We start from the raw sequence: 12,739 nt of genomic DNA, 5'->3' as shown, positions 1-12,739 counted from the left end.
TGGAGCGCCGCGCAAAGCGGCGCTCGCGGTGGCTCTCGTTAATGAAAACGTCCGGGCCGGCTCTCACCGCCTAGGCCGACTGCCTTCAGTTGGCGATGCGGCTTAGTCGCGACAGCAGACAGGCCATGTCGCTGGGCAGCGCCTTGTCGCGCCGGAACGCGGCGTTCAGTGAACCCGCCAGCACGTCACCCGCCTGAGGCGCACGTACGACATAGTCGCCCGTTGCCGTTCGCGTCAGGGAGGGTGCTTCTCGTACCATGTTGCTCGAACGTGCGACTGGTGGTTAGGTTTCGACATGACGACTGCCGGTTTCGACGAGGCGCGCCGCCGGGCGGAACAGAATGCGCCATTCCTGAACACGCTGCTGCAACGTGAAGCGGCGACGAAGGAAGCGCTGGCCGAAACCGGCGGCTCGCTGGCGCGTCGGCTACGGCTTGAGCGTCGGGCGCTCGCACTCGAGGTCGCGCTGGGCGATCTCGCCGGCGCGCTTGACCTCACCCAGATTACCGCACGGCTGAGCGACTTTGCCGATCACGCGCTGGATCGCGCCATTGCGGGCGCGATGATGGAGCGCACGCCCGACGCGCCGCCGCGCGGTTTCGTCGCGATCGCGCTTGGCAAGCAGGGCAGTCGTGAGCTCAACTATTCCTCCGACATCGATCCGATCTTTCTCTACGATCCGGCCACGCTGCCGTGTCGTGCGCGCGAGGAGGTAGCTGACGCGGCGGTGCGCATCGGTCGGCGGGTCCTGGAACTGCTCCAGGCGCGGGATACCGACGGCTATGTACTCCGCGTCGACCTGCGGCTGCGCCCGTCTCCCGAGGTTACGCCCATCGCCATCCCGATCGACGCCGCGATCAGCTATTACGAATCGCAGGCGTTGCCGTGGGAACGCGCCGCCTTCATTCGCGCGCGCGTCGCCGCCGGCGATCGCGCGCTCGGTGCGCGCTTCCTCGAGGCGATCCGCCCATTTGTCTGGCGCCGCAGCCTCGACTTCGGCGCCGTCGGCGAGATCCTCGACATCACCCGGCGGATTCGTGACCATCACGCGCAGGGGCAGATGTTCGGCCCGGGCTATGATCTCAAGCGCGGGCGCGGCGGGATCCGCGAGATCGAGTTTTTCGCGCAGATCCACCAGTTGATCCATGGCGGACGCGATCCGGCGCTGCGTGCTCCGGCCACGCGCGACGCGCTCGCCGCGCTCGCCGCGGCGGGGCGGATCGACGCCGCCGATGCGCGGGCGCTGTGCGAGGCTTATACCCTGCTTCGCACGATCGAGCATCGCGTCCAGATGATCGACGACCGCCAGACGCACGCGCTGCCCGCGGGCGAGGCGCTCGACCACGTCGCACGGCTGCACGGACTGGAGGATGGCGCCGCGCTGCTCGCGCTGCTCGCACCGCACGTCGAGCGCGTCGCGGCGGCGTTCGACCGGCTTGCTCCCGTCGCAGGCACCGGGCTCCCGTTCGATCCGGCACGGCTCGGCGCCGCGCTCGCCGACGCCGGCTTCGTCGACCGCGACGATGCGGTGCGCCGCGTGACCGCGTGGCGCGAGGCGCGCTACCCGGCGCTGCGCAGCGCCGCGGCGCAGAGCGCGCTCGAGGCGGTGCTGCCCGGGCTGGTCGGCGCGCTGGCGCAGGCGCCGGTGCCCGCGGTGGCGCTCAACCGGCTCGATCGCCTGTTCGAGCGGTTGCCGAGTGCGGTGAACGTCTTCCGCCTGCTCGAGGCGCGTCCGGCACTGGCGACGTTGCTCGCCGAGCTGCTCAGTCACGCGCCCACGCTCGCCGACGAGCTCGCGCGCCGCCCCGACCTGCTCGATGGGCTGATCGATGCCAGCGCCTTCGCGCCGGTCGGGGAAGTTGCCGAGCTGGTCGCCGAGATGCGCGCGGCCGAGGCGGGCGCGGACTATCAGGCGCTGCTCGAGCACGTCCGCCGACTCGTCGGCGATAAGCGATTCGCGCTTGGCGCGCAGATCGTCGCCGGCGCCGCCGACCCGCTCGATGTCGCCGCTGGCTATGCGCGCGTCGCCGAGGCGGCTATCGAGACGCTGGCCAGCGCCGCCACGGCCGAGTTCGAGCGCGCGCACGGGCGCGTGCCCGGCGGCGAGCTGGTGATCCTGGCGCTTGGCCGGATGGGCGGCATGGCGCTGACTCATGCCTCCGACCTCGACCTGATCTATCTCTTCACCGGCGAATTCACCGCAGAGTCGGACGGTGCCAAGCCGCTTGGGGCAACGCTCTATTTCACACGGCTGGCGCAGCGCGTCACCGCAGCGCTGTCGGTCCCCACCGCCGCCGGGCCGCTCTACCCTGTCGATACGCGGCTGCGCCCCTCGGGCGCTCAAGGCCCTCTCGTGGTCAGTGTCGACAGCTTCGCGCGCTACCAGCGTGAGGAGGCGTGGACGTGGGAGCATATGGCGCTGACTCGCGCGCGCGCGGTGTTCGGCTCCCCCGCGGCGCGGGATAAGGTTGAAGCGATCGTCGCCGCGGTGCTCGCCGGCGACCGGCCGCGGCGCGACGTCGCCGCGGAAGCGGCGGAGATGCGCGCCGAGATGGCGCGGCACAAGCCGCCGCAGGGGCCGCTCGACGCCAAGTTGCTGCCGGGTGGGCTGGTCGATCTGGAGTTCGCGGTGCACGTCACCCAGCTCACCCGTCGCGCCGGGTTCGACCCGCAGCTCGGCGCCGCGATCGCGCAGTTGATCGATCGCGGCGCGCTCTCACCGGCGATGGGTGACGCTTATGCCTTGCTCGCGCGACTGCTGGTGACGGTGCGGCTGGTCGCGCCCGATGCGCAGGAGCCCGCCGCTGCGGCCACGCGGGCGCTGATCGCCCGCGCGGTGATGATGCCCGAGTGGGAAACGCTGCTTGCCACGCTCGATGCGGTGCGCGAGAGCGTCGCCACACAATGGCAGGAGAGTATCGCGTGGACACCATCCCCGACGTGACCGCGACGGACACCGACGGCGCGCCGCTGCGCTTGCGCGACCTGCCGCGCCCGCTGATCGTCTATTTCTATCCCAAGGACGACACGCCGGGCTGCACGCACGAGGCGCTCGACTTTTCCGCGCTCGCCAGCCGCTACGCCGCGGCGGGTGCCTCGATCATCGGCATCTCACGCGACACGGTGGCCAAGCACAACAAGTTCATCGCGCGCCACGGCCTCGCTATTCCGCTCGCCAGTGACCTCGACGGCAGCGTCACCGAGGCGTTCGGCGTATGGGGCGAGCGGCAGATGTACGGCCGAACCTATATGGGGATCGAGCGCGCGACTTTCCTGTTCGATGCCGCCGGTCGGCTCGCGCGCGTGTGGCGCAAGGTGAGCGTGAAAGGGCATGCCGAGGAAGTGCTTGAGGCCGCGCGCGCGCTCGCGTGACCCGTGCGCGCGTCTACACACCATCGCCACTTATCATTCTGGCCTTGAGCCGAGATCCAAGGCGTCGCGAGGGCGAGGCTCGTTACGTAAGCGGCTTGGTGGGTTTCGGCCCGCATCTGGGATAGCGGAGTAGAGCGAGTACACCACCCGAGGCGCGAACCGTCGCTCGCCGAACGCCGTACACCGATCTAGAACAGAAAGGCGCCGCCCACTACCAGTCGCGCGTCGGGCGCGTCATGGTTGAGCCCCGCCACGGCGAGCAGGTCGATCTGGGTGCGCTTGGTCGGCTGCCAGGCCAGCGACCCCGCCGCGAGCGTCCGTGTGACATGCCCGGACGGGTCGTCGTCGCGCTCCAGCGAGAATTCTGCTACCGCAGTGAGGCTGTCGGTGAGCGCATAGCCCAGCCCGACCACGCCGCTCGCATCGAAATGGCGCCCGTTGCCGTCGTCGTCGACCGCGGCGGCGGCCTCGCCGGTGAAATCGAGGCTCCATTTCTTGTCGATCTGCCAATAGACCGGCGCGACCACGCCCACCGCCCAATCGCCGTCACCGATGCCGGAGCGGCCGGTCGGCAGCGTGACATAGGGCTGAACCGCGGACGACAGCGCGCCGCCGTCGGGGTGTGACAGCGCGTAGCGATAGGCGATCGTCGTGTCACCGGCGCCCCAGCGCCGTGACACCGCGCCGCTCGCCTTGTCGCGCGTGCGCACGGTGCCGAGCGGGGTGAACTCCACCTGCAACTCGCTGCGCCCGGTCAGACCGATCCGCGCGATGGTGTCGCCGAACAGCGTGCGGTCCTCGCGCTCGTCGCCGGTGTCGTCGCGCTGCCAGTCGGCGCCCGAGATCTCGACCTGGACCTGCCCCGGCAGTGTGGTGCAGCCGCTCGCGCCGAGCGAGGGCCGGTTGGGGCAGAAGCGCACGTCCGCGTCGCCGTCCTGCGCCGCGGCCGGGGCGGCGGCGAGCAGCAGCGTCGCTGCCACCAGAGCGCCGCGGATCATCGCAGCCGCGCCCAGGTCGGCGCGTGATCGCTCGCTTTCTCGCGCCCGCGATACGCCTTGTCGACGCCCGCCTCGACGAGCCGGTCCGCCACCGCCGGGCTGAGCAGCAGGTGATCGATGCGGAAGCCGGCGTCGCGTTGCCACGCGCCGGCCTGATAGTCCCAGAAGGTCCATATGCCGCCGCGCGGATGCCGGGCGCGGAGCGCGTCGGTCCAGCCCTGCGCCACGAGCGCGCGATAGCCGGCGCGACTCTCCGGCTGCATCAGCGCGTCGCTTGCCATCGCGCGCAAGGAGAAGACGTCGTCGTCGTTGGGAATGACATTATAATCGCCCGCCAGCACCGCCGGCACCTCCTCCGTCAGCAGCTGCTGCGCGCGCGTGCGCAGCCGGTCGATCCACCGTATTTTATAGTCGAACTTCGGCCCCGGCACAGGATTGCCGTTGGGCAGATAGATCGACGCCACGGTGAGCCCGAACACCTCGCATTCGAGATAGCGGCTATGCTCGTCCTCGGGCTCGCCCTCGAGCCCGCGCTGCCGCTCGACCGGATCGGCGCCACGCGCGAGCACCGCGACGCCGTTGAAGCCCTTCTGCCCGTGCCACAGCGCGCCATAGCCCGCGTCGCGCACCTCCGCCTCGGGGAAGGTCTCGTCGCTCGACTTGAGCTCCTGGAGACAGACGACGTCGGGCTGCGCCTCCTCGAGATACTCGAGCAGCCGCGGCAGCCGGGCCTTGATGCCGTTGACGTTGTACGTGACGATCTTCACGCGCGACGATCTACTGCGTGCCGTCGGCTTTGTCTCGCCTCAAGGCAGGGGCGCGTGATTCTTCGGTGACGCCGTATCTCGTCCGGTGAGGCTGCGTCGGTGCTGCCGACGCCCCTTCCGTCACTCTGGGCCCGTTCCGAAGCCCACGGGTGCAGCGGGCATCCACACCGGCGGGACGCAGAGCGCAGTGAATCCCGGACCGAATACGGAGACCGGCGTGCGCGCTTACTCCGCCTCCAGCGCCGCAGCTGTCTCACGCGCGCGCTTCCGCTCGGTGAACCAGATACCGATGATCGCAAGCTCGTACAGGATCACCAGCGGGATCGCGAGCAGCAGCTGCGAGCCGACGTCCGGCGGGGTAAGTACCGCAGCGATCGCGAAAGCGCCGACGATCGCATAACGGCGCGAGCTGATCAGCTGCTTGCGCGTCACGATCCCGGCACGCTCGAGCAGCATCAGCAGCACCGGCAACAGAAACGCGGCCCCGAAGCCGAAGAGGAACTGCATCACGAAGCTGAGGTAATAGCCCATCGCGGGCAGCGCCTGCTGGTGCACACCGCCCACCGTCCCGGAAAAGCCAAGCAGGAAGTGCAGCGCCATCGGGATCGCCACGTAATAGGCCATCGACGCGCCCAGCAGGAACAGCACCGGCGTCGCCAGCAGGAACGGCAGCAGTGCGCGCTTCTCTTTGCGATACAGCCCCGGCGCGACAAACTGCCACAGCTGCATCGCAATTACCGGGAACGAGATCATCGTCGCGGCAAAGAATGCCACCTTTACCTGGACGAAGAACGCCTCGAACAGCTGCGTATAGATGAGCGTCTTCTGCCCCGCGCTCAGCAGCGGCTGGACCAGGAACGCGAAGATATCCTCCGCGAAATACCAGCAGACCGCAAACGACAGCACCACCGCAACGATGCAATATAGCAATCGGCGGCGCAGTTCGAGCAGATGGTCGAGCAGCGGCGCGCGGCTGTCTTCCAGCTCGTCGACAATCTCGCTCACGACGACGCCTTGCTGTCGGCGGCGGGCGCCTCGTGCGGGCCGCCCGGGACGACGCGGGGTTGCTCGACCATCACCGGCGGATGGTCGTCATGCGATGCGTCGGCATGCGAAGGCTCGTGCGACGTTACCGGCGCCCCGTCGGCGGGCGCGTGACCGATCGACGCGGGCTCGGGCGGCGGCGGCGGAATCATCGGGTGCTCGCGCATGATCCGCTCATTCTCCGCCTTCCACTTCTTCTCCATTTCCTCGAGCTCGGCCTCGCGCACCATCTCGTCGAAGCCGGCGCGGAACTGCCGGCCGACCGCGCGCGCGCGGCCGACCCAATAGCCGACCACGCGCATCGCCTTGGGAAGGTCTTTGGGGCCGATCACCACCAGCGCGACCAGCGCGACCAGCAGAAATTCGGACGAATCGATGTTGAACATTCAGCGTGCCGGCCGGGTGAGAGGAATCAGTGCCGCTCCTCGCGAACGCGGTCGGCATCGCGGTCGAAAGCGGGCTCGGCGCTCGACTGCGCCTCGATGCGCGGCTTGGGCCGGGCGTCCTCGGCATCTTCCTCGGCCATACCCTTCTTGAAGTTCTTTACGCCCTTGGCGACGTCTCCCATCAGGTTGGAGAAGCGACCGCCACCCAGCAGCAGGACCGCGACGATCGCGAGGATGAGGATATGCGGAAGACTGAAGCTGCCCATGACGAAATCTCCTAATGCGGTGACATCTAGTCGTCGTCGCCGCCGTTTTCCACAGCGAGTTGCTCAAAGGCGAGATCGACCGGGTCGAGCAGTCCCGCGGCGCGCAGATCGTCCAGCCCCGGCAGGTCGCGCCGGCTCGCCAGCCCGAAGTGGGACAGGAACTCGGCCGTGGTCGCATAGGTGAGCGGGCGCCCGGGCACCTCGCGGCGACCGGCGGGGCGGACCCAGCCGGCTTCCATCAGCACGTCGAGCGTTCCCTTCGCCACCTGCACGCCACGGATCGCCTCGATCTCGGCGCGGCTGACCGGCTCGTGATAGGCGATGATTGCGAGCGTCTCGATCCCGGCGCGGCTGAGTCGACGCACCTCCTCGCGGTCGCGCCGCAGCAGGTGGGCGAGATCGGGCGCGGTCTGGAAGTGCCAGCGCCCGCCGCGCTCCACCAGCTCGATGCCCCGTCCGCGATAGCGCGCCGCCAGCGCCGCCAGCGCGGCGCGAACGTCGCCGTCGCCCACGTAAGCGCGCAGCGAGTCGATCGCGAGCGGCTCCGCCGCGGCGAACAGCACCGCCTCGACCGCGCGCTCGAGCGCGTCGCTCATACCGCCGGCGCCCGCAGGTACAGCGGCGCGAACGGCGCCTCCTGCCGCAGCTCGACCCGCCCCTGTCGCGCCAGCTCGAGCGCGGCAAGGAAGCTCGACGCCAGCGCCGAACGCCGCAACGCGAGGCTCGCCTGCTCCGGCAGAAACGCCTCGATCGCGCGCCACTCGATCGCGCTGCCCACCAGCGCGGCGACACGCGCGATCGCCGCCTCCAGCGTCATCACCTCACGGTCGTGGACGACGTGCATCACCGGCCGCGACCGCGCCGACACGCGGCCATAGGCGGTCATCAGCTCGAACAGGTCGGCGGTCCATTGCGCCTTGCGGACGACGCGCAGCCCCTCCGGCGCGGCGCGGCGGAACACGTCACGGCCGAGCCGGTCGCGCGCCATCAGCCGCGCGCCGGCGTCGCGCATCGCGTCGAGCCGCTCCAGCCGCAGCTGCAGCCGCATCGCCAGCTCGTCGGGATCGGGCTCCACCTCTGGGTCGCGCGGCAGCAGCAGCGCCGATTTGAGATAGGCGAGCCACGCCGCCATCACGAGATAGTCGGCGGCGAGCTCGAGCTGGAGCACGCGGGCGCGCTCGACATAGCGAAGATATTGCTCGACCAGTGCGAGGATCGAGATCTCGCGCAGGTCCACTTTCTGCGCGCGCGCGAGCGACAGCAACAGGTCGAGCGGCCCTTCCCAGCCCTCGAGATCCAGCGTCAGCTGCTCGGGCGCATCGCTCACCGCGCGGGACCGGAATGGAGGGGCAAAGCACTGACGCGGCACATGCGCCGCATCGTGGCACGCGACGCGGGACGCGGCTAGGGTGTGGCGACGTTCGCGTAAGCTCCGCTTTCCTCCGCTACCTGTTCCCCGGCGAAGGCCGGGACCCAGTCGGGGGACGTCAACGAGCCCGACCACGATCACCTAACTGAGCCCCGGGCTACGCCAGGAGACATCCTCGCTCGGGCGCCCCCCAAGGTCTACGCCAGCGCGAGCAACCGGTCCCTCGTGTCGAGCAGCGCCGCCATGTCGCCCGAGGGCGGCCTCAGCGTGGCCATCGCGCGCTCCAGCCGCGCCAGCGATGTCGGCGTGATTTCGTCGAGCCGCGCGGCGATCTCCTCCATCTCGGGCATCCGCGCCCAGCAGTCGAGCACCAGGTCGCAGCCCGCCGCGATCGCACCCGCGGCCTTGTCCCCGGCCGAGCCCGACAGCGCCTTCATGTCGATGTCGTCCGTCATCAGCAGACCGTCGAAGCCGATCAGCCCGCGGATCACGTCTTCGATCACCACCGCTGACAGGGTTGCCGGGCGCTCGCGATCCCACGCTTCGAACACGATATGGCTGGTCATCCCCATCGGCGCGTGCGCGAGCGCGCGGAACGGTGCCAGATCCTCCTCCAGCTCGGCGGCAGAGGCGGTGACGGTGGGCAGATGGTAGTGCGTGTCGAGCCGCGCGCGCCCGTGCCCCGGCATATGCTTGACCACGCCAACGACGCCGCCGGCCGCCAGCCCCTCGAGCGTGGCGCGGCCCAGCGCGGCGACGCGCATCGGCTCGCTCCCGAACGCGCGCGACGTGATCGCCTCGGTGGTGTCGCGGCGGGCGATGTCGACGATCGGGTGGCAGTCGACCGTGATCCCGACCTCGGCAAGCATCAGCCCGAGTGCCTGCGCGTTCGCGCGCGCCGCCTCGATCGCTGAGACGGGAGCGATGTCATACAGGCGATCGAACGCGGGCCCGGCAGGAAAGGCGGGCCATTCGGGTGGCCCCAGCCGGGCGACCCGCCCGCCCTCCTGATCGACCAGGATCGCCACGTCGTCGCGCCCTTCCAGCTCGCGGAGCGAATCGGTCAGCGCACGCACTTGCGCGCGCGTCTCGATGTTGCGCTTGAACAGAATGTAGCCGGCGGGTCGCGCCGCGCGGAAGAAAGCGCGCTCGGCGGGCGTGAGCGCGGGGCCGGACAGGCCGAAGATGACGGGCTTCATGCGGCGAGCTTGTAGAGTGCGTCGCGCGCGCTGGGAAATCCTCTATGATGGGCGGGCGCGGCGCCGCCGGACCCGCCCTTGCGGGTGACGCGTTGAAGCCGGCCACGCCGCGGCGCTGAGGGAGACCGCATGTCATATCGCATCGTCGGCGCATTGGCTCTGGTGGTCGCCGCCGTGCCCGCCACCGCGCAGGAGCGCGCCGGACCGCCCGCGCCGTCCGCCGCCGCGCCCGACGTGCTCGCCGATCAGCCGCTGATCCCGACCGAGCCCGGCCAGCAGAAGCGGCGCGAGCCCTTGCGCGTCCGCGTCGGGCTGGGGCCGCAACTGGTGCCCGGCTTTCCCGGCAACGACGCGCTGCGCCTCACCCCGATGATCAGCGTGGCGCGCGCCCGCGGCGACACGCCGTTCGGCTTCGGCGCGCCCGACGATGGGACGACGGTGGCGCTGATCCGTCGCGGCCGCACCGAGTTCGGTCCCACGGTCGAGCTCCAGGGCCGTCGCCGCACCGACGATATCGTGCCGGGCCTGCCCGCGGTGAGCCGGACGGTCGAGCTCGGCGGCTATGCGCAGACATGGACGGACGACCGGCTGCGCTGGCACGGCGAGGTCCGCAAAGGGCTCGGCGGACACGAAGGGTGGATCGGCCAGTTCGGCGTCGATTATGTCCGGCGCGATCGTGACGCCTGGCTGTTCGCGCTGGGACCGCGCGTGGTGGTCACCGACACGCGCTATCAACGTGCCTGGTTCGGCGTCTCGCCCGAGGCGGCGGCGCGCACCGGGCTGGCGACCTATGCGCCAGACGGCGGGGTGCAGTCGCTGGGTGCGACCGGTCGCGCCTTCTATGCGCTGACGCCGCGCTGGGGCGTGCAGGCACAAGCGGTGTACGCGCGGCTGATCGACGATGCCGCCCGCTCGCCGGTGATCCGCCGCGTCAACTCGCAGAACCAGCTCTCCGCCGGGCTGGCGCTGACCTACACCTTCTCGATCCGCCGCTAGCGCTCACGCGCAATTCATCGCGGCCGTCCATATTGTCGGCATGTATGCGGCGACACGACAGCAACGGCTCGGTGCGGCGCTCGCCGCCGCCGGCGTCACCGCGATGCTCGGCTGGGCGCTGCTGATCGGGCTCGCGGGACCGGCGATCCAGGCGCGGGTCGACGAGGGGCTCGCGCTGTTCCGCCTCGCGCCGCCGCCGCCGCGGCCCGAGACGAAGGTGGCGCCGCGTCGCGCCGCGAGCCCGCGTCGTTCGGGGCGCGCCGCCCCCGCCAACATCCGCAGCCAGGCCACTCAGATCGCCGCGCCGCGCCCGATCGTGACGGTGCCGGTCCCACCGCCGCCGATCGTCGTCGCGCTCCGGCCGTTCGGGGGCAACGAACCGACCCAGGGCGCGACCGAGCGGGTCGGGTCAGGCACGGGCGCAGGCGGCCTCGGCGACGGCACCGGCAGCGGCGGCTGGGGTGACGGCGATGGCGGCGGCGGTGGCCGCGATCGCGCGCCGGTGTGGCGGCGTGGTCGGCTGACCGACGCCGATTACCCGCGCGACGTCGGCGAGGCGGGGTTCCAGGGAACGGTCACGGTCAAGTTCCTGGTCTGGACCGACGGCCGCGTGCGCGATTGCGAGGTGCTCCGTTCGAGCGGCAATGGCGACCTCGACACGACGACATGCCGGCTGATCCAGCGCCGCTTCCGCTACGATCCCTCGCGTGATGCGCAGGGGCGGGCGGTGCCGGCGTGGATCCTGGAGAATCACGAGTGGGTGATCGAGGCGGAACCCGCGCGGTGATTGCCGGCGGGTCGTCCTACCGCCGCGCCAGCTCGTGTCCGCCGCCCGGCTCCATCATCGCGCCCGCGACATAGGCCTCGTCTGTCACTTCCACCGTCGCGCCCAGCGCGGTCGCCTCGAACAATTTCTTGGCGAAGGCCGTGGGCAGCCGCACGCAACCGTGCGACGCCGGAAAGCCGGGGTTGCGCCCCGCGTGCATCGCCACACCGTCCCAGGTCAGCCGCTGCATATAAGGCATCGGCGCGTCGTCGTAGAGGTTGGACCGGTGCATCGCCTTCTTCTGCAGGATCGTGAAGCGGCCCAGCGGGGTCGGCTTGTCATCGGACCCGGTGGACACTGCCGAGGCTGCGATCATCTTCTCGCCACGGAACACATAGGCACGTTGATCCGGCAGCGAGATCAGGACGCTGACGGGCCCCTCGCGCGCGGGATCGTCCGCCCACAGGAAGCGCCCCGGCGGCATCACCGCGGCCGCTTCGGTGATCGCCAGATCGTCCATCGTCTCCGCGCGTGCCGGGAGCGATGCGCCGGTCGCAAGCTCCAGCGCCACGCCTGCCACAGCGATGTGTCGCACGATTCCAGCTGCCGCGAATCGCCGCATAATGCCTCCGTCTTCGTCCTGCTCGGGTCCGACACGCCCTGCGGACCGGAGAATGCAACAAACGCGCCATTAGCTTTTTGGTGCCAGCGACGAAGCGTTGCGCATTCGCGGCAAGTGATCGGAACCGACGCACGACACACCGCAAACGTTGACGATCATTAACCAGCCTCGTGCTACATCCCCGGCAATGGAGCGGGGATTAACGCAAGTGATGATGAACGCGCAGGATACGACGCCGTCGCGCCGTGCTTTGCTGAAGACCGGCGGACTGTTCGCTGGTGCTCTGATGATCCCGGGGGCGGTGTCCGCCGGCATGCGCGATCGCGCGCGCCAAGGGTCGCCCGAAAGCTTGTTGCCGCACGACTTCTTCACCACGCCGCACGCGCCGGCGCCACGCCCGGTGATGGCCGAGCCGGCACGGCCGCACTCGATCTCGGCGCCGGGCGTCAATCCGCGCTTGCTGCAGCGCGCGATGGCCGCGCTTGAGCGGCATGGCGATCGCATCGCGCAGCGCGACCGGATCGCGGTGGCGGACTTCAGCGCGGGCTCGAGCGAGCCGCGCTTCCACCTCATCAACCTCGAGAGCGGGCGCACCGTTTCGAAGCTGGTCGCACACGGCAGCGGCTCCGACCCGTCGCACACCGGCTATCTCCAGCATTTCTCGAACACCGACGGCTCCAACGCCTCGTGCGAGGGCGCCTTCCTGGCGTCGGATTATTACGTCGGCAAGCACGGTCGGTCGCAGCGCCTGATCGGGCTCGATCGCACCAACGACAACGCCTTGTCGCGCGCGATCGTGGTCCATGCCGCCTGGTACGCGAATCCGGAGATGATCCGCCAGCGCGGCATGCTCGGGCGCAGCCAGGGCTGTTTCGCCGTGGGCGAGAGCGAGCTGAGCGAGGTGTTCGAGCGGCTCGGGCCGGGCCGGATGATCTACGCCGCCAAGGTGTAACG

The 12,739-nt window shown here is 70.2% G+C and carries 15 protein-coding genes; 5 read left to right on the top strand and 10 right to left on the bottom strand.

Annotated elements, in window-relative coordinates; translation table 11 throughout:
- Positions 1–85 precede the first annotated feature (85 nt).
- Complete coding sequence (locus ACMGDM_RS18430; protein WP_436805589.1) at positions 86–259, bottom strand: hypothetical protein; 174 nt, start codon at positions 257–259, stop codon at positions 86–88.
- A 36-nt stretch (positions 260–295) separates the two neighbouring features.
- Between ACMGDM_RS18430 and ACMGDM_RS18425 the strand changes: the two genes are divergently transcribed.
- Together ACMGDM_RS18425 and ACMGDM_RS18420 are read left to right on the top strand one after the other, a co-directional pair.
- The gene (locus ACMGDM_RS18425) at positions 296–2,944 is read left to right on the top strand and encodes a bifunctional [glutamine synthetase] adenylyltransferase/[glutamine synthetase]-adenylyl-L-tyrosine phosphorylase (RefSeq protein ID WP_436805588.1); all 2,649 of its coding nucleotides are present in this window, start codon (positions 296–298) and stop codon (positions 2,942–2,944) included.
- A complete protein-coding gene (locus ACMGDM_RS18420) occupies positions 2,905–3,372 on the top strand; it encodes a peroxiredoxin (protein ID WP_436805587.1) in 468 nt (155 codons plus the stop codon). Before ACMGDM_RS18425 ends, ACMGDM_RS18420 begins: the two co-directional genes overlap by 40 nt.
- Before the next feature lie 188 nt (positions 3,373–3,560).
- Here ACMGDM_RS18420 and ACMGDM_RS18415 read toward each other — a convergent pair whose 3' ends face one another.
- The 8 genes from ACMGDM_RS18415 to ACMGDM_RS18380 form a co-directional block, all read right to left on the bottom strand.
- On the bottom strand, positions 3,561–4,370 hold the full coding sequence (locus ACMGDM_RS18415; protein ID WP_436805586.1) for a transporter: 810 nt from the start codon (positions 4,368–4,370) through the stop codon (positions 3,561–3,563).
- Entirely contained in the window at positions 4,367–5,137 is a 771-nt protein-coding gene (gene xth / locus ACMGDM_RS18410; RefSeq protein WP_436805585.1) for an exodeoxyribonuclease III, read from the bottom strand. Before xth ends, ACMGDM_RS18415 begins: the two co-directional genes overlap by 4 nt.
- Before the next feature lie 225 nt (positions 5,138–5,362).
- A complete protein-coding gene (tatC, locus tag ACMGDM_RS18405) occupies positions 5,363–6,133 on the bottom strand; it encodes a twin-arginine translocase subunit TatC (protein WP_436805641.1) in 771 nt (256 codons plus the stop codon).
- A 5-nt stretch (positions 6,134–6,138) separates the two neighbouring features.
- The gene (gene tatB, locus ACMGDM_RS18400; protein ID WP_436805584.1) at positions 6,139–6,567 is read right to left on the bottom strand and encodes a Sec-independent protein translocase protein TatB; all 429 of its coding nucleotides are present in this window, start codon (positions 6,565–6,567) and stop codon (positions 6,139–6,141) included.
- Between the two features lie 26 nt (positions 6,568–6,593).
- Positions 6,594–6,833 carry a twin-arginine translocase TatA/TatE family subunit gene (locus tag ACMGDM_RS18395; RefSeq protein WP_436805583.1) on the bottom strand — a complete coding sequence of 80 codons (240 nt, stop codon included), beginning with the start codon at positions 6,831–6,833 and terminating at the stop codon, positions 6,594–6,596.
- A 26-nt stretch (positions 6,834–6,859) separates the two neighbouring features.
- Positions 6,860–7,429, bottom strand: coding sequence for an SMC-Scp complex subunit ScpB (gene scpB / locus ACMGDM_RS18390; RefSeq protein ID WP_436805582.1), 570 nt, complete (start codon positions 7,427–7,429; stop codon positions 6,860–6,862).
- Positions 7,426–8,160 carry a segregation and condensation protein A gene (locus ACMGDM_RS18385; RefSeq protein WP_436805581.1) on the bottom strand — a complete coding sequence of 245 codons (735 nt, stop codon included), beginning with the start codon at positions 8,158–8,160 and terminating at the stop codon, positions 7,426–7,428. Before ACMGDM_RS18385 ends, scpB begins: the two co-directional genes overlap by 4 nt.
- 239 nt (positions 8,161–8,399) lie before the next feature.
- On the bottom strand, positions 8,400–9,401 hold the full coding sequence (locus tag ACMGDM_RS18380) for a glycoside hydrolase family 3 N-terminal domain-containing protein (RefSeq protein WP_436805580.1): 1,002 nt from the start codon (positions 9,399–9,401) through the stop codon (positions 8,400–8,402).
- Positions 9,402–9,530: 129 nt separating this feature from the next.
- On the opposite strand from ACMGDM_RS18380, the gene ACMGDM_RS18375 reads away from it, so the two are divergent.
- Positions 9,531–10,397: a MipA/OmpV family protein gene (locus tag ACMGDM_RS18375; RefSeq protein WP_436805579.1), complete on the top strand. Its 867-nt coding sequence runs from the start codon at positions 9,531–9,533 to the stop codon at positions 10,395–10,397.
- 40 nt (positions 10,398–10,437) lie between these two features.
- Entirely contained in the window at positions 10,438–11,184 is a 747-nt protein-coding gene (locus tag ACMGDM_RS18370) for an energy transducer TonB (RefSeq protein ID WP_436805578.1), read from the top strand.
- 16 nt (positions 11,185–11,200) lie between these two features.
- Here the strand turns inward: ACMGDM_RS18370 and ACMGDM_RS18365 are convergent, their stop codons facing one another.
- Positions 11,201–11,734, bottom strand: a complete 534-nt coding sequence (locus tag ACMGDM_RS18365; protein ID WP_436805577.1) for a L,D-transpeptidase family protein — start codon at positions 11,732–11,734, stop codon at positions 11,201–11,203.
- Positions 11,735–11,996: 262 nt separating this feature from the next.
- On the opposite strand from ACMGDM_RS18365, the gene ACMGDM_RS18360 reads away from it, so the two are divergent.
- Positions 11,997–12,737: a murein L,D-transpeptidase catalytic domain family protein gene (locus tag ACMGDM_RS18360; RefSeq protein ID WP_436805576.1), complete on the top strand. Its 741-nt coding sequence runs from the start codon at positions 11,997–11,999 to the stop codon at positions 12,735–12,737.
- Positions 12,738–12,739: the final 2 nt, after the last annotated feature.

This window comes from Sphingomonas larreae (assembly GCF_051400595.1).
In the GTDB taxonomy this organism is placed as follows: Bacteria; Pseudomonadota; Alphaproteobacteria; order Sphingomonadales; family Sphingomonadaceae; genus Sphingomonas.
Note: the sequence above shows the minus strand (reverse complement) of the source record. Positions and strands in the feature narration are given on the sequence as shown.